At 56.5% G+C, this 22,615-nt stretch carries 19 protein-coding genes; 10 read left to right on the top strand and 9 right to left on the bottom strand.

Annotated features, from left to right (window positions below; genetic code table 11):
- Positions 1-44 precede the first annotated feature (44 nt).
- A complete protein-coding gene (gene queA, locus K5Q35_RS01785) occupies positions 45-1,100 on the bottom strand; it encodes a tRNA preQ1(34) S-adenosylmethionine ribosyltransferase-isomerase QueA (protein WP_220798201.1) in 1,056 nt (351 codons plus the stop codon).
- Positions 1,101-1,110: 10 nt separating this feature from the next.
- Positions 1,111-4,407 carry a DUF3971 domain-containing protein gene (locus K5Q35_RS01780; RefSeq protein ID WP_259650431.1) on the bottom strand — a complete coding sequence of 1,099 codons (3,297 nt, stop codon included), beginning with the start codon at positions 4,405-4,407 and terminating at the stop codon, positions 1,111-1,113.
- Between the two features lie 189 nt (positions 4,408-4,596).
- Here K5Q35_RS01780 and K5Q35_RS01775 point away from each other — a divergent pair, with 189 nt between their 5' ends.
- The 5 genes from K5Q35_RS01775 (at position 4,597) to K5Q35_RS01755 (ending at position 8,706) form a co-directional block, all read left to right on the top strand.
- Positions 4,597-5,058: a peroxiredoxin gene (locus K5Q35_RS01775; RefSeq protein WP_220798200.1), complete on the top strand. Its 462-nt coding sequence runs from the start codon at positions 4,597-4,599 to the stop codon at positions 5,056-5,058.
- On the top strand, positions 5,055-5,864 hold the full coding sequence (locus K5Q35_RS01770) for a ferritin-like domain-containing protein (RefSeq protein ID WP_013961363.1): 810 nt from the start codon (positions 5,055-5,057) through the stop codon (positions 5,862-5,864). The genes K5Q35_RS01775 and K5Q35_RS01770 overlap by 4 nt, the downstream gene beginning before the upstream one ends.
- A 167-nt stretch (positions 5,865-6,031) precedes the next feature.
- Positions 6,032-7,366: a M23 family metallopeptidase gene (locus K5Q35_RS01765; RefSeq protein WP_220798199.1), complete on the top strand. Its 1,335-nt coding sequence runs from the start codon at positions 6,032-6,034 to the stop codon at positions 7,364-7,366.
- Entirely contained in the window at positions 7,356-7,850 is a 495-nt protein-coding gene (locus tag K5Q35_RS01760; protein ID WP_013961361.1) for a polymer-forming cytoskeletal protein, read from the top strand. The genes K5Q35_RS01765 and K5Q35_RS01760 overlap by 11 nt, the downstream gene beginning before the upstream one ends.
- 238 nt (positions 7,851-8,088) lie before the next feature.
- Positions 8,089-8,706, top strand: coding sequence for a VPLPA-CTERM sorting domain-containing protein (locus K5Q35_RS01755; RefSeq protein ID WP_220798198.1), 618 nt, complete (start codon positions 8,089-8,091; stop codon positions 8,704-8,706).
- Between the two features lie 270 nt (positions 8,707-8,976).
- Here K5Q35_RS01755 and K5Q35_RS01750 read toward each other — a convergent pair whose 3' ends face one another.
- The gene (locus K5Q35_RS01750; protein ID WP_220798197.1) at positions 8,977-9,525 is read right to left on the bottom strand and encodes a peptidylprolyl isomerase; all 549 of its coding nucleotides are present in this window, start codon (positions 9,523-9,525) and stop codon (positions 8,977-8,979) included.
- On the bottom strand, positions 9,518-10,024 hold the full coding sequence (locus K5Q35_RS01745; protein ID WP_220798196.1) for a peptidylprolyl isomerase: 507 nt from the start codon (positions 10,022-10,024) through the stop codon (positions 9,518-9,520). The genes K5Q35_RS01750 and K5Q35_RS01745 overlap by 8 nt, the downstream gene beginning before the upstream one ends.
- Positions 10,025-10,153: 129 nt before the next feature.
- Here K5Q35_RS01745 and pgk point away from each other — a divergent pair, with 129 nt between their 5' ends.
- From pgk to K5Q35_RS01720, 5 genes are all read left to right on the top strand, one after another.
- Complete coding sequence (pgk, locus tag K5Q35_RS01740) at positions 10,154-11,350, top strand: phosphoglycerate kinase (protein WP_220798195.1); 1,197 nt, start codon at positions 10,154-10,156, stop codon at positions 11,348-11,350.
- A gap of 113 nt (positions 11,351-11,463) precedes the next feature.
- On the top strand, positions 11,464-11,763 hold the full coding sequence (locus K5Q35_RS01735; protein WP_013961355.1) for a septum formation initiator family protein: 300 nt from the start codon (positions 11,464-11,466) through the stop codon (positions 11,761-11,763).
- Positions 11,764-11,898: 135 nt separating this feature from the next.
- Positions 11,899-12,909, top strand: coding sequence for a pyruvate dehydrogenase (acetyl-transferring) E1 component subunit alpha (gene pdhA, locus K5Q35_RS01730; protein WP_013961354.1), 1,011 nt, complete (start codon positions 11,899-11,901; stop codon positions 12,907-12,909).
- A 3-nt stretch (positions 12,910-12,912) separates the two neighbouring features.
- Positions 12,913-14,292: a pyruvate dehydrogenase complex E1 component subunit beta gene (locus tag K5Q35_RS01725; protein WP_220798194.1), complete on the top strand. Its 1,380-nt coding sequence runs from the start codon at positions 12,913-12,915 to the stop codon at positions 14,290-14,292.
- Between the two features lie 11 nt (positions 14,293-14,303).
- Positions 14,304-15,593 (top strand): pyruvate dehydrogenase complex dihydrolipoamide acetyltransferase, encoded by a 1,290-nt coding sequence (locus tag K5Q35_RS01720; protein WP_013961352.1) that lies wholly within the window; start codon positions 14,304-14,306, stop codon positions 15,591-15,593.
- Positions 15,594-15,775: 182 nt separating this feature from the next.
- Here the strand turns inward: K5Q35_RS01720 and cysE are convergent, their stop codons facing one another.
- From cysE to K5Q35_RS01695, 5 genes are all read right to left on the bottom strand, one after another.
- A complete protein-coding gene (cysE, locus tag K5Q35_RS01715; protein WP_013961351.1) occupies positions 15,776-16,588 on the bottom strand; it encodes a serine O-acetyltransferase in 813 nt (270 codons plus the stop codon).
- Between the two features lie 113 nt (positions 16,589-16,701).
- Positions 16,702-20,646 carry a glycoside hydrolase/phage tail family protein gene (locus tag K5Q35_RS01710; RefSeq protein WP_220798193.1) on the bottom strand — a complete coding sequence of 1,315 codons (3,945 nt, stop codon included), beginning with the start codon at positions 20,644-20,646 and terminating at the stop codon, positions 16,702-16,704.
- Complete coding sequence (locus tag K5Q35_RS01705) at positions 20,646-21,092, bottom strand: peptidase (protein WP_220798192.1); 447 nt, start codon at positions 21,090-21,092, stop codon at positions 20,646-20,648. The genes K5Q35_RS01710 and K5Q35_RS01705 overlap by 1 nt, the downstream gene beginning before the upstream one ends.
- Positions 21,089-21,976 (bottom strand): DUF2163 domain-containing protein, encoded by an 888-nt coding sequence (locus K5Q35_RS01700; RefSeq protein WP_220798191.1) that lies wholly within the window; start codon positions 21,974-21,976, stop codon positions 21,089-21,091. Before K5Q35_RS01700 ends, K5Q35_RS01705 begins: the two co-directional genes overlap by 4 nt.
- Positions 21,973-22,608, bottom strand: a complete 636-nt coding sequence (locus K5Q35_RS01695) for a DUF2460 domain-containing protein (RefSeq protein WP_220798190.1) — start codon at positions 22,606-22,608, stop codon at positions 21,973-21,975. The genes K5Q35_RS01700 and K5Q35_RS01695 overlap by 4 nt, the downstream gene beginning before the upstream one ends.
- Positions 22,609-22,615 lie beyond the last annotated feature (7 nt).

The raw sequence follows: 22,615 nt of genomic DNA, 5'->3' as shown, positions 1-22,615 counted from the left end.
GCGATTCCCGCTCAGCTACGACGCAAATGGGTCGTAATGTGACGTCAGTCCGTTTTCGGAATCAAAAGTGATGCGTCGCCATAGGAGAAAAACCGGTATTTTTCGGCAATTGCGTGATTATAGATCGTGCGCACCTCGTCATATCCCATCAGCGCGGACACCAGCATCATCAATGTGGATTTGGGCAAATGAAAGTTCGTCATCAAGGCATCCGCGACGTTAAAGCGAAAGCCGGGGTAGATGAAAATATCGGTATCGCCTTCCCATGCTGTGATCTGACCCTCGCGCCCTGCGGTTTCAATCAGGCGCAGCGCCGTTGTGCCCACCGGGATTACGCGTTTGCCCGCCTGTTTCGTCGCATTGATCTCTGCCGCGGCCGCAGCGCTCACCTGTCCCCATTCTGCGTGCATCTTATGGGTTGTCACGTCCTCGACCTTGACCGGCAGAAATGTGCCCGCCCCAACATGCAAGGTCACATAGCTGAACAAAACGCCACGCGCTGCCAGTTCTGACAGCAAGGCCTCGTCAAAATGCAGCGACGCAGTGGGCGCAGCCACGGCCCCGTTGTTTTGTGCGAACACAGTCTGGTAGTCGGATTTGTCCCGCTCATCTGCCGGTCGCCGGGTGGCGATGTAGGGTGGCAGCGGCATTGCACCGGCTGCATTCAGCGCAGCGTCGAAATCATTACCTTCAAGATTAAACCTCAAAAATCCCTGCCCGTCTGTGACCGATTGCAATGTTGCGCGCAGCACATCCGAAAAGATGATCTCCTCACCGATTTTCACCTTTTTCAGCGGCTTGATCAAAGCCGACCAATCGCCCTGCGCATCCGGTTCGAGCAAAGTGACCTCAATGCGGGCCTGCATCGGTCCCTGTGCGGTATCCCGGTGCCGCGCGCCGGTCAGTCGTGCCGGGATCACGCGCGTGTCATTCAACACCAGCCGGTCGCCCGGCGACAGCCAGTTGGGCAAGTCGGAGACGATTGAATCGCTGATCTGCTGACCTTTCGCCACAAGAAGACGCGCAGAGGTGCGCGGCACCGCGGGGCGGGTCGCGATCAGGTCTTCGGGCAGATCGAAATCAAAGTCACTGAGCTTCATGAGCGCCCGTTTAGCGGTCTTCGCCCCGCGTCACAACCGGGATGCGGCGCGGTTCGGGCACCGGTACGGGTTCGCCCGCCTCAAGGGGTGCCTTGGCGCGCGATCCGCGAAACAGGTTGCGTAAAATGCCCGGTGCCAGAGCGGTCAGGGGATTGACGAAAACATCCGGTGACTGCGCAGTGCCCGTGATCGAATAGTTGAACCCGAACAGCCCTTCGCCCGGTCTGGACAAGACACTGCCAATGGCGTTGAGCATATAGACAGGAGAGATCACCCCCTCCATATCAATTTGGCCCGACGCGGGGTAAAAGACGCCGTCCATCGACAACCCGATCGAGGCGCCGGTGGCACTGGCCTGTCGCAACGTGATGCGCGAGGGCGCAAGCCTGAAATCTGCACTGACATCCGAAAAATAAATGCCGTCCCCGTTCAGTTGATTGATCAGCCCCACGATGCTGATCGAATTGAGCAATGCAGCCATTGTCGGCGCATCCCTGACGGTGATGTTCTGGACATTGAGCTTGCCATCAAACGCACCACCAGTGCCCACCGGCACCAACGAAAGCTGTAACGCACCACCGCGGACCTGCTTGACCAGCCCCGACGCCGCAAGAGCACGACCGGCGTTTTCAGCGCTCAGTTGCAGAGACGGCCTGCCATTTTGTGGCGAGACCTTCCCCACCACGCGCGCCGCACCGTTTATCTGCCCGTCAAAATTGCCCGCCAGCCCTCCCGATGTCTGAAACGCACCGCGCATATCGGTGATGGCAATTGTATCGCTGACGGTCAATCGGTCCAGCGCCACCGTGAGTGGCCCACTGTTTCCGTCAGGCTGTGCTCCGGAAGGCAAGTCGGCGCGGCGCAGATCGACCGTGCCCCCACGCAGCACAATGCCCGGCGGCAAATCTGCGCCCCGTCCCACGATATCAACCGGCGCGTTGAGCCAGTTGCCCAAGCGCACCTCGATCAAGCGCATCCGCTCCAACTGCTGCTGCGGTGTCAGGGTAATGTCGCCCACGGCATATAGCCCCGGAGCGTCCAGCAAGATCCGGTCCACCTTGGCATTTTCCCCAAGTGTCATATCAACCGCCAAGGTTCCCGGAACGGAGGCCCGTTTCGACCACCCCAAGGGCGTCAGCGCCATGTCGAGGCCCACAAGATCAGATGTCAGCGAAAACTTCGGTGGCGTCCCTTTGAGCAAATCCAGCGCGATGTCCGCTGCCCCCCTGCCCCGCACCATGTCTTCGGGCAGAGCAATTCCGAACGCTTCCAGCGCTGCGCGGTCAATCTGGACGCGCCCTGTCACCCGGCCCGGCGTTGGTTGATCCGGCGCGCCGATGGCTTGGGTCCAGACGATGTCCAGCGGCACATCGTCAATTGTGCCGCTGCCTGCGACCTCTATCTCTGTCTCAGAGGCTGTCAGGGCAAGTGTGGCGGCAGCCAAGGTGCGGTCTTTCAGCAAGGTGTCGCTGTGGGCCTGCATCACGTTGCCGGTTACGTCAAACGTCACATCGTCAACTTTTGTGCCCTTCTTAAGCGGCAAGGACAGCGTGCCGGTGAAATCCAACTGCCCGTCGGCCACATCCACGGGCACATCCGCCTTTTGCATCACCTGCAAAGGCGGCTGGTCCAGCAGCGACAAGGCCGCCGTTACGCTGGATTGTCCGCTCAGGCGCACGACACCGGGCGGGTCGGGCTTGGCCTTGACGTCGGGGACGATGAATGAGGATCCTGCGACCTCAACCCGGCCTCCCTGCGGGGCAGTTACCGCCCCCTCATCAATGGCAATGGCAAAGCGGTTCTTAAAAAGGGACGCATGCCCTCTACCGCCGCTGATCGGCGGCATCTCCTTGATGAAGGTGAAATCCGCATCGTGAAAATCAAAACCAAGGTATGTTTCAGGTGCCCCGCCTTGGGTAATCCTGAGCGACGCTGCCGCGTCACTTATGTGCCCCGCCTTGATATTCTCGGATATCCAGTTGCGTGTTTTAGGCACGAGCGCTTCCGGCCAAAGCGCCAACAGCCGCTCCGATGACAAAGCGTCCAAATTGGCGTCAACTGAGACATTCCAGCCCTGTTGCCCGGCGGTCAATTCCCCACGCGCCGACAGGTTATTGCCCTGATCACGGACGTCCAACCGACCCAGCGTCAGCGAAAACGGCGCGAGCTTCAGGCGAAAATCCAACTCAGTTGCCTCAATCTGCACGGGCGCGTCATAAAGCCCTGCTGGATTGACCCGTAGTTCAGACAGGCGGAACTGCCCCACAAGAGAGCCGATCCGTCCGTTTTCAACGGATTCAAGCACGGCTTGCCCCTCAAGACTACCCTGACCCCATTTGCTGTCGATGGCAAAGGCATCAAAACGCAGCGTTTGTTCCTGCGGCAGATAAGTGAAATAGCTGCTGGCCCCATCAATCGGGATTGGCTGTGCCTCTGGTGTGGGCTGGATGACGCCTGCGCCAATTTGCAGCGCAACATTCAGCGGATCCAGACCGCCATCCTCGCGCGTGGTGCCACGCAGGGTCGCCGAGATCGGCGCATCCAGAACGCCGAGCCATGAAACCGCCGCCCCCTGAGAGGCCACATCACCGGCATCTATGTTTTCGAGCGACAATCCAAAACTGGCCGCGGCCGCGCCGATCGTGCCTGCGTAATCTGCCGACAATGTGGCCACATCCGCACCGCCCCCCAGAACCGCAAGGTCCACGTTGATTTCAAGTGCGTCCGCGTTTCGGCGCAACTGCATCATGCCCCCATCTACCGTCCACGCACGGTCAGCACGCGCATCCTCATAGCGCAGGGTAATTGCGCGCATTTCAAACAGCGACAAATCCCTCAAGACCGGACGAAGCAACAACTCGTCTAACTCGGTAACAAGCTGCACGAGTGTCGGCGCTTGCTGACTGACAACCCGCGTATCTGCGCTTGTGGACAGCGACAATGCACCTTCCGGCGACCGCCTCAGCGTGACAAAGACACCGTTTACTTGCAGGTTCCCAAGACTGAACCGCCAATCCAGAAGCGCCGGAATGCTCAGCCCGCCGCTCACATCGGAAAAGCCGACGATTTCGTCTCCCTGAGCATTGGCAAGGTGGACATCCCGGACTGAAAACCGGGGGCGCCAATCCTCGTCGACCACGACGACAACATCCCCAAAGGCAACCTCGACGTCCGGGATCGCCTGACCCAGTTGCGCCTGAATCCTGTCGCGCAGCCAAGGGGGCGCCAGCAGTTCGCGCCCCTGCAGCCAAACCGCACTGAAAGAGGCACCAACAAGAAGAAGCGCAAAAATAACGCCTGTCCACATCAGGGTCCGCCTGCGGCGCAGCGCCCGCCGGGTCTTTGCTGTTTTTTTGTCGTTGTCTTGCAAAACGAAATCAGGCCTTGTCGGCGATTAGCTGGATTGGGCGCGACACGGCGGGATGACCCCTTGGCACAGCGCGGCACAGCGCTACTATGTCATCCCAGTTCAATCCTGAAAAGCCACGAGAGTGTTATGCCCGAAATATCCCAAAAAGCGCCCGACTTCACCCTTCCAGGCACAGGCGGAGCCGATGTGACGCTCAGCGCATTGGCCGGACAGCCTGTCGTTCTGTTTTTCTATCCCCGCGACGACACCCCCGGATGCACAAAGGAAAGCATCGGCTTTTCCGAAAGCCGCGCGGCTTTTGCCGCAGCGGGTGCCAGCGTCTTTGGTATTTCTAAGGACAGTATGAGCAGCCATGAAAAATTCGCCAAGAAGCGTGAACTAGAAATCCCTCTTCTGTCCGACGAGCATGGCACCACCTGCGAAGATTATGGCGTCTGGAAAGAAAAGAACATGTATGGCAAGAAATACATGGGGATTGAGCGCACGACCTTTCTGATCGCAGCGGATGGCACGATTGCGAAAATCTGGAACAAGGTCAAAGTGCCCGGCCATGTTGAGGCTGTTCTTGAGGAAGTGCGCGCCCTGTGATCCCACTGGCCCAGATGGCAGAGGCGGTCTTACGCACCGCTGATGGCCGCGAAAAGACAGCCCTGTCGCGCAAGCTCGCAAAGGAATGGCAGACCGCGCGTGACGCGGGCGAGACGCCTGAAATTGGCAGGGCCGACCCGCCCATGCATCCGGCGCGACCACAAAGCCCGGAGTTGCTGAGCCCGCGCGATGTGCCCCACCGCAAACCGGGGTCACCCGAAGGCCGTATCGCGCTGTTACATGCTGTTGCCCACATTGAGCTCAATGCGGTTGATCTGCATTGGGACATCATTGCGCGGTTTGCGCATGTGAAAATGCCGATGGGGTTTTATGACGATTGGGTAAAGGCGGCTGACGAGGAATCCAAACACTTCAACCTGATGTGCGACTGCCTTGAAGACTTCGGCAGCCATTACGGCGCTTTGCCTGCACATGCTGGAATGTGGCGTGCGGCAGAAGATACGGTTGATGATTTCATGGGCCGCCTTGCGGTGGTGCCGATGGTACTTGAAGCGCGCGGCCTTGATGTCACCCCCGGGATGATCGAGGTTTTCCGCCGCGCCAAGGCAAAGAACGCAGTCGAAGCGCTGGAATTGATCTACAGCGAGGAAGTGGCCCATGTCGCCTATGGCTCAAAGTGGTTTCACTTTCTATGTGGCCGCAACGATGAAGACCCGAAAGAGCGCTTTCACGAATTGGTGCGTCAGTATTTTCACGGCCCCCTGAAACCGCCCTTCAACGAAGAGAAACGCGCCGAAGCCGGGATACCTCCGGACTTTTACTGGCCGCTTACAGCGAAGGTTTAGCGCGTGAAACCGCCGTAAACAGGCGGTTTTTTGCCCAATTACCACAATTCAACTTTAAGTGGTGCGTGATATTGCAAAGAGGGTTGCCCCTTTGAATCCCACTGTCTAATCACGAGGCGAAACTCTGCGCACGACCGCAGAGACAGAGGCAACACACGAGGCTTTTAGTGCGGACACGTCTGGGGATCAGCATTCACGGTTTTCTGGAACGGCTTTTTCCGGAGCGCCGTGTGTTTCTGAAATCAGACACCGATACGCGCTTTGTGAGACTGCGCCCGGGGACACAGCTGGTTGCGGTAGGTGGCGTTGCGATTGTGGTCGGCTGGTCCATCGTGGTGACATCGATGCTGTTCATGAACAGCATCGGGGCGGGAAATTTCCGCGAGCAGGCGAAACGCGATCAAACAACCTATCAGACGCGCCTGAATGATCTGGCCGAACAGCGAGACCGCCGCGCCGCAGAAGCGCTGGCTGCGCAACATCGCTTCAATGCCGCGCTTGAACAGATATCGACCATGCAGTCCGAGTTGTTGCTCTCTGAGACACGGCGACACGAACTGGAAACGGGCATTGAAGTCATTCAGAGCAATCTGCGGCGGACAATGAAGGAACGCGAAGTCGCGCGCACGGACCTTGCGGCACTGAGGGACCTTGGCACGCAGGACGGTGACAAGCGTACGATGATGGCGCAAATCGGGGACTCAGCCCCTGTTGATATCCTTGCCGACGCGCTGGCCCGGACTGCTGAGGAGCGAGACGAGGTTGTCGAAGACGCGCAGGTTGCGCTGGAACAGGCCGACCGTCTGGCGCTTGAGATCGCGCTGATGAAAGAAGACAACGACCAGATCTTCCGCCAGCTCGAAGAGGCCATGACGATCTCCGTTGCGCCACTGGACAAGATGTTTCGCGAGGCGGGTCTGCCGACGGAACGCATTCTGGATCAGATCCGTCGCGGCTATTCCGGCCAGGGTGGCCCCCTGACCCCCCTCTCCTTTTCAAGCCGAGGCGAAGAACCCAGCGCAGATATGGAGCGGGCGAACCGTCTGCTCGGGCATATGGACACGTTGAACCTTTACCGGATTGCCGCCGAAAAAGCGCCCTTTGCTTTGCCGGTCAAACAGGCCTTCCGGTTTACCAGCGATTATGGGTTTCGGCGCGATCCGAAAACCGGGGGACGGCGGATGCACAAAGGTGTCGATTTCGCCGCCTCTCTGGGCACCGATCTGCATGCGACAGCCGATGGCGTCGTAACTGAGGCGGGCTGGTCATCGGGCTATGGACGTCTTATTAAAATACAACATGAGTTCGGGATTGAGACCCGCTATGCGCATTTGTCAAAAATTCGCGTCAAAGTAGGGCAAAGGGTCTCGCGTGGCGATCATATTGGTGATATGGGAGCATCCGGACGGGTAACCGGCGTACATCTGCACTATGAGGTGCGTGTCGGCGGTAAGGCTGTAAACCCAATGATCTTTATCAAGGCTGCACAAGATGTTTTCTAAAAGCAAAATGAACGAACCGGCAAGCAAACCAACTCAGTCAGATGCGCCTGCTGCGGCGACATCGGCTCCTGCGACGCCGAAACAAACCGACTTCAAGGCGGCGGCCCCAAAGGCCAAGCCACCCGCGTCTGTGCTGTCCGCGGATTTGCACGTGACTGGAAACATGAAGACAACCGGCGATATTCAGGTGGAAGGCACGGTTGAAGGCGACATTCGCGCCCATCTTCTGACCATCGGCGAAAGCGCCACAATCAAGGGTGAAGTGGTTGCGGATGATGTGGTCATCAATGGCCGTATCGTTGGCCGTGTACGCGGCCTGAAGGTGCGCCTGACGTCGACTGCACGGGTAGAGGGCGACATTATCCACAAAACCATCGCGATCGAAAGCGGTGCGCATTTTGAGGGTTCTGTCCAGCGCCAGGACGATCCGTTGAACCCCGGCGCAAAAACCGCCCCGGCAAGCAAACCAAACCCTGCTTCCTAAACGTCGGTTTTAGAACCAGCACCGAAGGCGCCGCCATAACATGGGGCGCCTTTTGTGATTCTGTGCCATGCGGATGACAAAGCAATCATTCAGGCGCATCACGGACCTCCCCCACAGACGCGCGTTGTGTACCTTAAAGTACAAAAATACCTGCCGAATTTTAATCAACTGTTTCAATTTGAGCTGTATGTCAAAGCCAGGCTCGATGGTGTTTCGGTGAATAACGAAGGATATTTAAGTGCTTAAAGAGTTCAGTTTCGCGGCGGTGCTTGCCATATCGGCCTGTGCGTCGACATCCGTTTTCGCGTCGACGATACTTACGATAGACAATGTCTCTGGCGTCTATGACGAAAGTGGCAAAGCGGGCAGCAATGCGCCCGCGTCAGGCGTAAAGAACATACGAGACTTTGACGAGACGGTTGGGAACCCTGTCCTGAACGTCGTGGATAGCACCCATATATTTGGATTTGTGGCGCATAGGGCAAAGCACTCGGGATCGCTCTACACCGACAAATGGGCGATGGACTTTGGGACAGACACTTACGACGTCGTCTTTCGGTGGCAGGCCTTTGCCGACGAGAGCCCCATCGAATTTGACGGGCGCTTTGGCGTAGACGGCCTGTACATCATATTGGGAACAGGCGGTGAGCTCAGGCTCGGCAATCTGACGGGCTTTGTTCAGTTTGACCTCGACCCGATCTTTGGCAATTTCACAACGAACAATGATGAAAAAGCGCTTTGGGATCTGGAAGCGGTAAAGATATCTGCTGTACCGCTGCCTGCAGGCGCAATTCTGCTCTTGTCCGGCATCGCCGGAGCCGCGGCTTTGCGGCGCCGAAAGCAAATCGAAACCTGATAACGGCTATATTTTTGAATTCTCACGCGCCGTTTTGCGTTGCCAATCAATCAAGGACATACTGCAAGCCTGTATTTCATTTCAGGTGTGAACGTAATGTCGATACCATATTGTCCGATGCAGGGCCGAGACCTGCGCGTTTCCGCAGCATGCAATTTTTTTCGACCGCGCAATATGCATCGCACACTGCGCGGTCGATCACTTTTATTCAGCCCATAACACCGACACCATTTTACCAATGGTGTTTGATTGCACTGCAACGATCCGGAGCTATTCCGTCACGGTAACCGACTGCATCACGTCAGGCTGGCCCGTAACAGCACCGTTGCCGCCCTGCCCGCGCTTGATCGCATCCAGCACCTCAAGCCCTTCGGTTACACGCCCCACCACAGTGTATTGGCCATTCAGAAAATAGCCTTCGCTGAACATGATGAAAAACTGGCTGTTGGCACTGTCCGGGTTTTGCGAACGCGCCATGCCCACGACACCCCGGTCAAAGGGCACACCCGAGAATTCCTGAGGCAAATCGGGCTGGTCGGACCCGCCCATGCCAGCGCGGCGCATATCGCCGCCCATTTTACCAAATTCAACGTCGCCGGTTTGCGCCATGAAACCATCGATGACGCGGTGAAAAACCACGCCATCATAGGCACCGCTGGCCGCGAGCGCGGTGATCCGCTCCACATGGCCGGGGGCCACATCCTCAAGCAGATCAATCGTAATTGTGCCGTTGGCCTCACCCGCGACCTCAATCGCAATCCCAGTTGCCAAAGCGGGGCCCGCGGCCAATGATGCCAGCAGTACAACAGCCTTATACATCAGCAGCGACCTTTACCGAGATCATGCGATCCGGTTCCGCAGGCGGCTCACCTCGGGCAATGGCATCCACATGTTCCATACCTTCGATCACCTGACCGTAGACCGTATATTGTCCGTTCAGGAAATCATTGTCCTTGAAGTTGATAAAGAACTGACTGTTGGCGCTGTCCGGGTTGGACGAACGCGCAGCGCCAAGAGATCCGCGTGCGTGTGGCAGTTTGGAAAATTCTGCTGGCAAATCCGACAGGTCGGAACCGCCCGTTCCGGCCATGCGCAGATTGAAGCCGTCTTCCATGTCGCCGTGCTGCACATCTCCGGTCTGCGCCATGAAGCCGTCGATGACGCGGTGAAATGCGACATTGTCGTAGTGCCCGGCGCGTGCCAGTTCCTTCATCCGCTCAGCGTGTTTCGGCGCGACATCGGCCAACAGCTGGATCGTTACGGTCCCGCCTTTGAGTTCCATCAAAATCGTGTTTTCGGGGTCGGTAATTTCGGCCATCTGGGCACTCCTGTTGAAAACTTTGCGAATTACCTACGCGCTGTGATCAGGAATGCCAAGCCGCTCGGTTGACCTCAGCGACGATAAGCGCAAAACACACATACAGGCGAGGTAGATGGAGAGATCGGTATGAGCTGGAAGACACTGGATGATATGGACTTGGCGGGCAAACGGGTCTTGGTGCGTGTCGACATCAATGTGCCGGTCGAAAACGGTCAGGTCACGGATACGACGCGGATCGACCGTATCATTCCAACGCTGAAAGACATTCTGGACAAGGGAGGCATGCCGATCATGCTGGCGCATTTTGGCCGCCCCAAGGGTAAAGTCGTGCCGGAGATGTCGCTGCGGGTCACCCTGCCCGCCCTTGAAGCCGCGCTGGGGCAAAAGGTTACATTTGTCGAAAAGCCCGACGTGACAACACTATCCAGTCTGGAAGCGGGCAGTGTTGTTTTAATCGAAAACACCCGGTTTGCAGCGGGCGAAGAGGCCAATGACCCTCACATGGCGCAGTGTCTGGCCACTCTGGGCGATGTCTTTTGCAACGACGCCTTTTCAGCCGCACATCGCGCCCATGCGTCAACAACGGGCATCGCGCATTTGATGCCCTCCTGCGCCGGCCGTTTGATGCAGGCGGAGCTTTCTGCGCTTGAGGCTGCTCTGTCGACGCCCCAGCGCCCGGTGGGTGCGGTTGTGGGGGGGGCCAAGGTCTCGACCAAGATTGCGCTGCTTGAAAATCTGGTAAACCGCCTTGATGTGCTTGTGATCGGGGGCGGTATGGCAAATACGTTTCTGGCCGCGCAAGGCGCAAAACTCGGCGCGTCGCTGATGGAACCCGATTACATTGAAACCGCTCTGGCCATCATGCGATCTGCTGAGAGCGCGGGATGCAAAGTGCTGCTGCCGGTTGATGGCCTCGTGGCGCGGGAATTCAAAGCAGGTGCGGCATTTGACGTGATCCCGCTGAGCAAGGATACAGTGCTGGACGATGATCAGATGGTCCTTGATGCTGGCCCCAAAGCCGTGGCGGCGGTTGTGGCGGCGTTCGGGACGCTCAAGACACTGATCTGGAATGGCCCACTGGGCGCTTTTGAAATTGCCCCCTTCAATCAGGCGACGAATGCAGCAGCGCTTGAGGCGGGGCGCTTGACGAAAGAGGGCGCATTGATTTCTGTTGCAGGCGGCGGTGATACGGTTGCTGCCCTTAATCAAGCGGGTGCCGCAGCGGATTTCACATATATCTCCACCGCCGGTGGGGCATTTCTGGAGTGGATGGAAGGCAAAACCCTTCCCGGGGTCGCGGCACTAGAGAGTCAATCGACGTAAATAGCCAAAAAGCAACAGATTTCCGGGTTTTTTGGGAAATGGGATTCACAGGTGAGTGGGCTTGTGTCATAATACCTGCACGCCCGAAAAGAGGCGACCCAGAGGCAGTACACATGAACCGCAGCACACGTCCCGCATTTGGTACATTCATATTCTTTGCGCTTGCGCTGGGGCTGGGCACGTATTTCACCTTTGCCGCAGTGCAGGGTGATTTCGGCGTTTTCAAACGGGCAGAAATCACCGCAGAGGCAAGTATGTTGCGTCAGCAATTGCACGCCGTGAAGGCGGATGTGGACGAAATGGAAAACCTGACGCTGCGTCTGTCAGATGATTATCTCGATCTTGACCTGCTGGACGAGCAGGTACGGCGTGTGCTTGGTATGATCCGCGCGGATGAGATCGTCATTCGCTAGCACCGGCGCTGCTTCTTTGCGGCAAAATGGCCCGAGGTTGCATTCAGTCTCGCAATACGTCACCGAATCCGATATTAGATAGTTTAATGCTAAACTATCTACCCCACGGGGGGTTTCGGAAAGGAAGTGTGACCGATGGCAGCGCGAAAAGCGGCAAAAAAATCCAACGTATCAGCCGAAGAACTGACGGCCTATTACAAAGACATGCTCTTGATCCGGCGGTTCGAGGAAAAAGCTGGCCAGCTTTATGGTATGGGTCTGATCGGCGGTTTTTGCCATCTGTACATAGGTCAGGAAGCGGTTGTTGTCGGCCTTGAGGCGGCTGCCGAAGAAGGCGACAAACGCATCACCTCCTACCGGGATCACGGACATATGCTGGCCTGCGGAATGGACCCCAACGGCGTCATGGCCGAACTGACCGGACGCGAGGGCGGCTATTCCAAGGGCAAAGGCGGCTCCATGCATATGTTCTCAAAAGAGAAACATTTCTATGGGGGACACGGGATCGTAGCGGCACAGGTGCCATTGGGCGCCGGGCTGGCTTTTGCGGATAAATACCTCGACAACAAGCGCGTGACCTTCACCTATTTTGGCGATGGTGCGGCCAATCAGGGGCAAGTCTATGAGGCGTTCAACATGGCCGCTTTGTGGGACCTGCCCTGCGTCTTTGTGATTGAAAACAATCAATACGCTATGGGCACATCGCAACAACGCTCCACCTCTTCGGATGAGATCTACGAGCGCGGGCGTGCCTTTGGAATCCCCGGCGAAGCCGTTGACGGCATGGACGTCATCGCGGTGAAAGCCGCAGGAGATACAGCAGTTGCGCATTGCCGCTCCGGCAAGGGTCCTTACATTCTGGAAATCAAGACATACCGCTATCGCGGCCACTCCATGTCTGATCCGGCGAAATACCGGACCCGCGAAGAAGTGCAGAAAATGCGCGACGAACGCGACCCGATTGAGCAAGTCCGCTCCATGTTGCTCACAGGCAAGCACGCGACCGAAGAAGACCTGAAAGCCATCGACAAGGAAATCAAGGCCATCGTGAACGAGAGCGCTGAATTTGCCAAAACATCCCCGGAGCCCGACTTGGAAGAGCTTTGGACCGATATTTACGCCACAGAAGTTCCGCAGGAGGCTTGATAAATGGCTACTGAAATACTCATGCCCGCCCTATCGCCCACCATGGAAGAAGGCACATTGGCCAAATGGATGGTCAAAGAAGGTGACACGGTCTCCTCCGGTGACATCATGGCCGAGATTGAAACCGACAAGGCGACGATGGAATTCGAAGCCGTTGACGAGGGTATCATCGGCAAGATCCTGATCGAAGAAGGTACCGAAGGCGTGAAAGTGAACACCGCCATCGCCATTCTTGTCGAGGAAGGCGAGGACGTGCCCGAAGCTGGTGCCGGCGCGGCAGAAGCCCCGATGCCTGCGGCCCTCAAGAGCGAGGAAGGCAAGCCACCCGCCACGACGCTAACCGCCGCCACGCCTGCAGCACCCGAAACGGATTCAACGCCCGACTGGCCCGAAGGCACACCCCTTAAGGAGCAGACCGTGCGCGAAGCTTTGCGCGATGGCATGTCCGAGGAAATGCGCCGCGACGACACCGTGTTCCTTATCGGCGAAGAAGTCGCCGAGTATCAGGGGGCGTACAAGATCTCCCAAGGGATGCTGGATGAGTTTGGTGCCAAACGCGTAATTGACACGCCGATTACGGAACATGGGTTTGCCGGAATTGCGACTGGTGCCGCCTTTGGTGGTTTGCGTCCGATTGTGGAATTCATGACATTCAACTTCGCCATGCAGGCGATTGACCATATCATCAACTCTGCGGCCAAAACACTGTACATGTCGGGCGGCCAGATGGGCGCGCCTATGGTGTTCCGCGGACCGAATGGTGCGGCGGCCCGCGTCGGGGCGCAACACAGTCAGGATTATGCCGCATGGTACATGCAGGTGCCAGGACTGAAGGTTGCGATGCCCTACTCCGCCTCCGATTACAAAGGTCTGATGAAAACTGCGATCCGCGATCCAAACCCGGTTATTTTCTTGGAGAATGAAATCGCATACGGGCGCACTTTTGATGTTCCCGACATCGAAGATTATACCGTACCGTTTGGTAAGGCCCGCATCTGGCGCGAAGGGTCCGATGTGACCATCGTGAGCTTCGGGATCGGTATGCAATATGCTTTGGAAGCCGCTGAAAAGCTTGCCGAACAAGGCATTTCAGCCGAAGTTGTCGATCTGCGCACCCTGCGCCCGATGGACACCGCCAGCATCATAAAATCCGTGATGAAGACCAACCGCTGCGTCACCGTAGAGGAAGGTTGGCCGCAAGGGTCTGTGGGCAGCTATATCAGCTCTGTTATCATGCAAGAGGCGTTTGATTATCTGGATGCCCCGGTTATCAACTGTACAGGCAAGGACGTGCCCATGCCTTATGCAGCAAATCTTGAAAAACACGCGCTGGTGACCACCGATGAAGTGATCGCTGCCGTGAAACAAGTCACCTACAAATAAGGAGCGCGCAGATGCCTACCGAAATACTCATGCCCGCCCTGAGCCCGACCATGGAAGAAGGCACATTGGCCAAATGGCTGGTGAAAGAGGGCGATGTGGTTGCCTCTGGCGATATCATGGCCGAGATCGAAACCGACAAGGCAACAATGGAATTCGAAGCCGTTGACGAAGGAACGATTGGCAAAATCCTGATCGAAGAAGGCAGCGAAGGGGTGAAAGTGAACACGCCGATTGCGGTACTTCTGGAAGACGGTGAAAGCGCAGACGATATCTCTTCAGCACCGGCTGCAACACCCGCCGCTGCTGAAGCGCCTGCACCTGCGGCCGATCCGGCACCGGCTGCAACGCCTGCGCCAGCTGCACCGCAATCGTCAGATGGGTCGCGGATTTTCGCGTCTCCCTTGGCGCGTAGGATCGCAGCAAACAATGGCGTTGATCTGGCCACGGTCAATGGGTCCGGCCCACATGGACGGATCGTCAAGGCAGATGTCGAAGGTCTCAGCGCGAGTGCTGCGGCGCCTGCTAAGGCCGCGCCCGCCCCAGCGGCGGCAGCGCCCGTCGTAGCATCGGGTCCCGCCGCCGAAGCGGTGATGGCGATGTATGAAGGACGCGCCTATGAGGAGATCAGCCTGAACGGGATGCGCAAGACAATTGCCGCGCGTCTGACCGAAGCCAAACAATCGATTCCGCATTTCTATCTGCGGCGCGACATTGAACTTGATGCGCTGTTGGCGTTCCGGGGGCAGTTGAACAAACAGTTGGAAAGCCGTGGCGTGAAACTGTCGGTCAATGATTTTATCATCAAGGCCTGCGCCTTGGCCCTGCAAACCGTGCCAGACGCGAACGCGGTGTGGGCCGGGGACCGGATGCTGAAACTCACACCTTCCGACGTGGCAGTTGCCGTTGCTATCGAGGGCGGCTTGTTCACGCCGGTTCTCAAGGACGCCGAGATGAAATCGCTCTCAGCACTGTCCGCAGAGATGAAAGACCTCGCGGCGCGCGCGCGGGACCGCAAGCTCGCACCTCATGAATATCAGGGCGGCAGCTTTGCAATTTCCAACCTTGGCATGTTCGGCATCGACAATTTCGATGCTGTGATCAACCCACCCCATGGCGCGATCCTCGCGGTCGGTGCTGGCGTGAAAAAACCTATCGTTGGGAAAGATGGTGAACTTGGCGTTGCAACCGTAATGTCCGTCACATTGTCAGTGGATCACAGGGTGATTGACGGTGCTTTGGGCGCGCAACTCATCACGGCAATCAAGGAGAACCTTGAGAATCCGATGACAATGTTAGCCTGATTTCCGGGCACAAAAACGATCGGAACGTACGTCTAGCACGTTCCGCGTCGTCTCACATGACTTGGCCCGCAATTATCAAAATTGCGGGCCATTTGCGTTTTTTGCTGATTGCCTACTTCAAGTGAACAGCCTGCCGATACTGGTATTGCTGTCCTCCGAAAAGGCACCGCGTGCTCTGCGGCTCAGACCGCGTCAGGCCCCAGCATATGGTTCATTGAAACAGAAGGTTGGTCGCACCCCGCCTCACCGACGATACGCGCGGGAATTCCGGCGACCGTCTTGCACTCGGGCACTTCTTCCAGAACAACGGACCCGGCTGCAATTCGACTGCAATTTCCGACCTTGATATTCCCAAGCACCTTTGCACCTGCCCCGATAAGAACCCCATCACCGATCTTTGGGTGACGGTCTTCTTCTTCTTTTCCCGTTCCTCCGAGGGTCACGGAATGCAGCATCGACACATTGTCACCAACCACAGCAGTTTCGCCGATAACGATAGAATGCGCATGGTCAATCATGATGCCTTTTCCAATCCGCGCGGCGGGATGGACATCGACACCAAAGATTTCGGAAACACGCATCTGCACGAAATACGCCAGATCGCGATGGCCCATTTTCCAAAGATGGTGGCCGACGCGATAGGATTGCATCGCCTGATAGCCTTTGAAATACAGGATCGGCTGCAAAAGACGGTGACAGGCCGGGTCGCGCTCGAAAATCGCAACCAAGTCAGCGCGCGCCGCCTCAATCAGTGTCGGATCCGCAGCATATGCGTCCTCGACCATTTCTCGTACAACGACCATCGACATTTCGTTGGATGCCAGCTTCGCAGCAATGCGATAGGACAGCGCTTTTTCGATACTCTTGTGATGCAAAACGCAGGCATGCAAGAAACCACCAATGAGTGGTTCATCCTGTGCCGCTTGACGCGCTTCCGCAGTGATCTGATTCCACACAGGATCAACAGAAGCTAATTTCGGTTTGAGTTCAGCCATAAACAGCCTCCTTTCACACCTTATCCTATAGGTTCAGGTCAAGAAGGCCAAACGCAAAGCTGTGATGAGTTCAATTCAAGATTGGAATGACCCCATCACAGCCTGAAGGGCGCTTAAACGGCCAACGACAAAATGGCCGCCGGTCCCGCACCAAAAGTCGCCGAAACTTGTGATACCCTGATGTCATATCCGCCAGTCAACCCATCAGCAGCCTGCTCGGACAGCGGGTAAATCCAGATTGGTTGTTGCGTAGTCGTTTCTCTCAGAACGACATCATCCTTGACGATCTGTATCAGATAGGTCTCGGCCTCCTCACCCAACGGCACCTCAGGCGCGTCCCACCCATCGCCATCAATACGTGTTCTGCGTATCCAGCCAAATTCTTTGGCACCGGATTGCGTCGTTTTCGCCGTCAGATGCACGGGTGCGTATGGACGAAGCCCATTGCCCGCAAAGGCTTCAGCATGATCAACGAACGAAGGATCATCCACTGCGCGTCGCGCAGGTCCAATACGATAATTTTGTGTAACAAGTCGCAGATTACGAGACAAATCAATCTGTTCGGGCAAGCCATTCAACAAGACAAACCATGATCCCTCTGGCCAAGGTCCATCTACGAGCCCATCACTGCCGAACTGTCCCCGCAACCTCTTGCGGAGTTCGTATGTATCGACATCGACCAAATTCGCTTCAGCGAATTGGAAAAGCTCCCACTTTCCGGAACTGCCATCACCAATGGCTGCAAGATTGGCGCCTGACAGCAACGCAGCTTCTTCAACCGAGCTTAATGCACCGCTCAAAAGTTTGACGCGCAGGGGCGCACCGAAGTCATATTGCCCTGATTGTGCAACCTGCATCACTGTTTCGGTTTGTCCGATGACAGAGCGTGCATCGATGACATCCAGCAATTGATAGTCACTCTCGCTTGGGGATTGATAAACGGCGACTGACCCCGGCCACGGCTGGGCCGTGATTGCGATATGCGGTGCATGCGGGATTTCGTCCCCGGTGATCAACGGCAAGTCCAAAAATAGCGGGAACACCGGGACAGATGGCACGAACGGCTTGGGGCTTTCCACCTCATCCACAAGATCGGAGGGCGTATACACCTCCGGGTCGATGCGGACGGCTTCGGCAATTTGCAACGCGCCCTGTTCGACGCGGTCAATCCGATAGAGCGCCTGACCTTCTTGTTGCTCGCCATCCAAAGCGATAACATCGCCTGCCCCGAGCGACAGCATTGACGGCGGCAATGCAAATCTGATGGTATCCCGGGCCACGCGGGATTCAGTCAACCAACGCTCAACGACTTGCCGACCCTCGACCCTCGTGAGGGCTATCGGCACTTCGGATGTGGCCACAGCATGCGTCTTTTCGTCCGCCAGAACGGCTTCTTCGGCCAGGGCGTCGAAATTGGCATCTGCCTGCATAAAACGTAACCGGACGCGTCCTGAAACCTCGGCATCCGCCTTACGTGTCTGTTCAACAGTTGCGTCCAGATCAGTCGCCAAAGCGAGATTTTCACGCTCAAGCGTAATGGCCCCGCGTCCGTTCCGCATGCGGAAAACCAAGACGCCGTCACGTTCCACCGCATCAAACGAATGGCGCAGCATCAAGGGCTGCAAAGACGCGCGGGCCTCAGACACATCACTCACGATATAGCCCCGCACCGTGCCGTAAAGGCGGGATGCATCAAAGGATGTGACGCCAGCTTTCAGGCAGATCTCCGATACCACTGACGCCAAAGAGCGCGCGGATGTACGTCCATTTATCCAATGGCCCCGCCCATAGTTTTCCGAGTCACTCCATAACTCCAGATTGTTTGGGAAATACGGATAGGGTCGCGCGTCCCACGCCCAGACAAATGCCCGGTCCATATTGACCATTTTCAACCCATCCAAAGCTGAATTTGGATTGTTAGCTGGATCATCCCAAAAGGACACCATAGCGCGCAGATATTGGGCTTGGATCAAGTCATCGCGTGCACCGTTTGAAAAATGTGGCAAACTGCTTTCGGATGATTTGGCATCAACAAATTTGTTGGGTTGATTTGTGCCCTTGTCTACAGCAGCACAGCCCAGTTCAGTGAACCAGAAGGGTTTTGACTGCGGGACCCATGCTGTTGGCGTGGCAGCGCGCACACCACCGATCCGCTCGAAATGCGTGTTTTCCCACCAGTTGCGCAGATCTTTGTAGCGAAACACCCATGGCTCGCCATGCGCGCCGTCATTGATCGGTGAGCGTACCTGCTGATCGCGATCCTCTTGGGAGGCGTAAAACCAATCATAGCCTTCGCCGCCCATGATGTTACCACGCAGGTACTCCAGATCATAAACCGTTTCGAAACCTGCATCGGCATGGCTGTCGCCATCCCGCCAATCGGATAATGGCATATAATTGTCTATGCCGATAAAATCGATATTGTCATCCGCCCAGAGCGGGTCCAGATGGAAAAAGCGATCGTTTGATCCATCTTGCGGCTGATACCCGAAATACTCGCTCCAATCAGACGCATAGCTGATTTTTGTCTCAGCGCCCAGTATCTGGCGTACCTGTGCCGCAAGAGTACGAAAACGCTCGACCGCGACAAAACGGTTATTTTCGCCGCGAATTTGCGTCAGCCCGCGCATTTCGGACCCGATGCAAAAGGCTTCCACACCGCCCGCAGCCTTGCACAGGGCGGCGTAGTGCAACACAAACCTGTTCAATCCCCATTCGTTTGGTCCCGAATAAATAACTGAATTGCCGGAAACAGCGAAATCCGACGCTCTGGCTGCGCCAAAGAAAGCTGCGACTTCACTTTCGGCAACGGCTGTTTTGTCCGGGGAGCCAGTAACGCCGGGCGCTGCCGATAGTGTGATCCGACCGCGCCAGGGCAAACGTGGCTGAAAAGTCGCTGGATCATAAGGATTGCTCAGCGAGTTATCAGCCAGCTGGTCCATCAGAATAAAGGGGTAGAACATGACCTCTTTACCGGCGTTATGAGCGGCCCGAATGGCCTGAATGACGGATAGATCGGTTGGCGTACCACCATAAATGGGGCGGCCGTCCTGCAGCGCCATTTCATCCGCTGTTCTGCGGTTCAGGCCCGAAACGGACCACGGCATATTTTCACCTTCGTATGCCTTCTTCTCGACCTTAGGCTTCACCTCGCAGCTTCCACAGCGCAGGTCATTGCCAAACCAAGACACAACAAGAGATGTCGCTTCGCAATTTGGCAGTTCTTCACCCAAGGTCTCCAACGAAACCAAGAAATCGGTTTTATCGGTAGGAGAATTAACGTTGGCACTCCAACGGCTTCCCGGACCACTGGAATAGTACACCGGTCTTGTGGCGAGGGAATACTCTCCCGTACCCGGTATAATCGCGACCGACCGGATGCCGTAGGTCGGAGCAAATTCTGCATCCTGCTCATCCACTTGTTCAGGGCGGGAAATTTCGAATGAAAACTGAGGAACACGATTGCCAAAGCGTTCCAGACCAAGGTTTTCAAAAACGACATATGCCGTGCCCCGATAGGCCGGAACATTGCCTGCGCCTTCAACCGCCTCCATCACAGGATCGGGCAACTGATCTTTGTGGCCTTTATACAAGCGTATATTCAGGTCATCCGCGGCCACTTCTTCTCCATCGGCCCAAACTCGCCCGATCCTGGTGATCTCGCCTTCGCAAATTGCGACCGCGAGGTTCACTGAATAATTGTAGCTGCGTGTCTTGGTCTTCGGCTGGCTGGGGGAGCCTTTGCCCCCCCCTCCACCGCTGCTGGTCACACTAACGTTCTCGATAAAATCAGAAGCCCAGATAATCTGTCCGCCCAATCGCATCCGCCCATAGACCTGCGATACCGGCTCTCCCTCACCAGCGCTGGACAAACGAAACCGGTCAACTCGGCCCGTTTCAATCACTTCAGAGCCTGCACCCATGACGCTCTGGTCGATGACCTGACCGACTGTCGCGCCAACGGCGCGACCAATGACAGCGGTTGAGAGCCCGGCCACACTGCCACCCAAAGCGCCACCGGCTGCGGCCCCAGCTGCGGATAAAACAATCGTAGCCATTATCTGAACTCCTCAGGAAAAGTAAATCGTGCAACAATTCGGCGCTGCCATGGCGCGCTCAGCGGGCTTTCAACAACGCCATACTTGGAATAAGCGTGCACAAAACTGGCGTTATCTCCGATGGTTGCCGCGATACCCAAATGCTTGGCCACCGCACCTGTCCGCATGCGAAACAGTAAAACATCCCCTACATCTTCCTGCGTGACAGCTTTCGGCACCAAGTGCCTGATTGCTGCCTCCCATAGACGCTCTTCGCCCTGTGGTTCCGACCAGTCATAGGAATAGGCGGGCGCGATCTCTGGTTCGTCCCCATACAGACTTCGCCAAATGCCCCGCAATAATCCCAGGCAATCTGCTCCTGCATGAAATGCCGACGCCTGGTGTACATAGGGCGTGCCAATCCACCGACGCGCTTCAAGCACAATTGCTTTTGTGTTCAAGGTCATCTCAAGCTGCCACCCCGGTTAGCGCCGGTCTTTTTCGGCACAGCCATCAGCCAGTCATCACCGGGCAAGTCAGGGAAACCCCGGAAATTCGCAAGGTTGCTGAACTTCAAACGGCACGTCTCGCTGCTCTTGTCGCATCCCGCGCTAATCCTGACGCTCGCGCCGGGTGTGATCGGTGCGCGTATGGGTTCCCACAGTTCGATTGTGCGGCTGTTACCATCAAGGCGATCATGCTTGATCATACCCCACAAACCAGCGGCAGGGCCGTCCAGAACCTCGAAACGCCCGCGTGTAAACCAGTTCGCCTCAAAGCCATTGAACCCGTTCCACTGGAATATACGAGAACGATCAACTGCCTCAATCGCCAGATCAATCGTGTAACCGGGCGCGGATACGTCAAATTGGCAGTCCCGGTCCCCCAAAACAGATGTGCAGGGCTTTTGAAAAACCCGGCCCAAGGGTCTGTTCAAGGCTTCAGTCAACCCTCTGAGCTCAGCCTGGAAACCGCCATCGGTCCGACGCAACTCCCCAATAGAACCCCGAAACTGCAGCCAGCGTTGGTCAACATCCGTCCAGTTTACCAACCATGCGCGCACCTCAGCTCCGTCGAACCGACCCTGTTCTATCTCATCTTCGCGGATAGACAGATCGTTCAAAGCACCAATGGCTTCTGTATTGTCAACGGAAAGACCTGTGCTCTGTGAAAGCGCCAAGGCGCTCAACCCAGTATCCGCACGGAAGGTGATACCCTCGAAAGCCAAATCCCGGTCATGATCTGTGAAGCCCAGAATGACACCGTCGGTGCGCTCTATCGCCCAAGCATGAGACAGGGTCGTCAGACCCGTTGCCAAATGCGTCTTCAAATTTTCATTCATACCAGTCATGACAAACGCACCTCAATAATCGGTACGGTCGGAATTTCGCCGGCTTGAAAACTCGCGACACTCGTCTGAATACTGTTGGTATCAAAGCGCACCGGTACGTCAAACTCAAACCCAGCCGTTACGGATGCGCCAAACTGCGGTGGCACGGTGAAACGAATAACGCCTGTCGCTGCATCTACGACATAATCGACAGCTTCCTGCATCTCGACCGATCCAACCGCTACTTTAAGGGTTGCGATGACCGGCTTTGAGATCGGCCTGACGTAGGTATGGATACCGGACTGATAGGTTTTGGTGATCTGATAATCGACCTGAATACCGTCTCCTTCACCGAGGTTCTGATCAAACGCCGTAATATCCAGAGACGGCTTACACGACCGATAATCAGACCAGTCTTTCCACCTGAAGGCGTAAAGCTGTCCGAAACGGGCCTCGAAAAACGCAATCATCACATCTACATCGTCAAGCGAGCGTATGCCGACCCCGGCATCGTAGCGGCGTCGAGAATGTGCCCAGGGCGCATTGCGCTCCTCAAAGCCATTTGAAATAGCGACGACGTCCGTGCGCCGTTCCGGACCGCCAACTGAGCCAAAGCTCAGCTTTGCGGGAAATCTGACATCATGAAATTGCATTTATAGG

The organism is Roseobacter sp. OBYS 0001, from assembly GCF_019654895.1.
GTDB lineage: Bacteria > Pseudomonadota > Alphaproteobacteria > Rhodobacterales > Rhodobacteraceae > Roseobacter > Roseobacter litoralis.
This window is presented reverse-complemented; position numbering and strand designations above follow the sequence as displayed.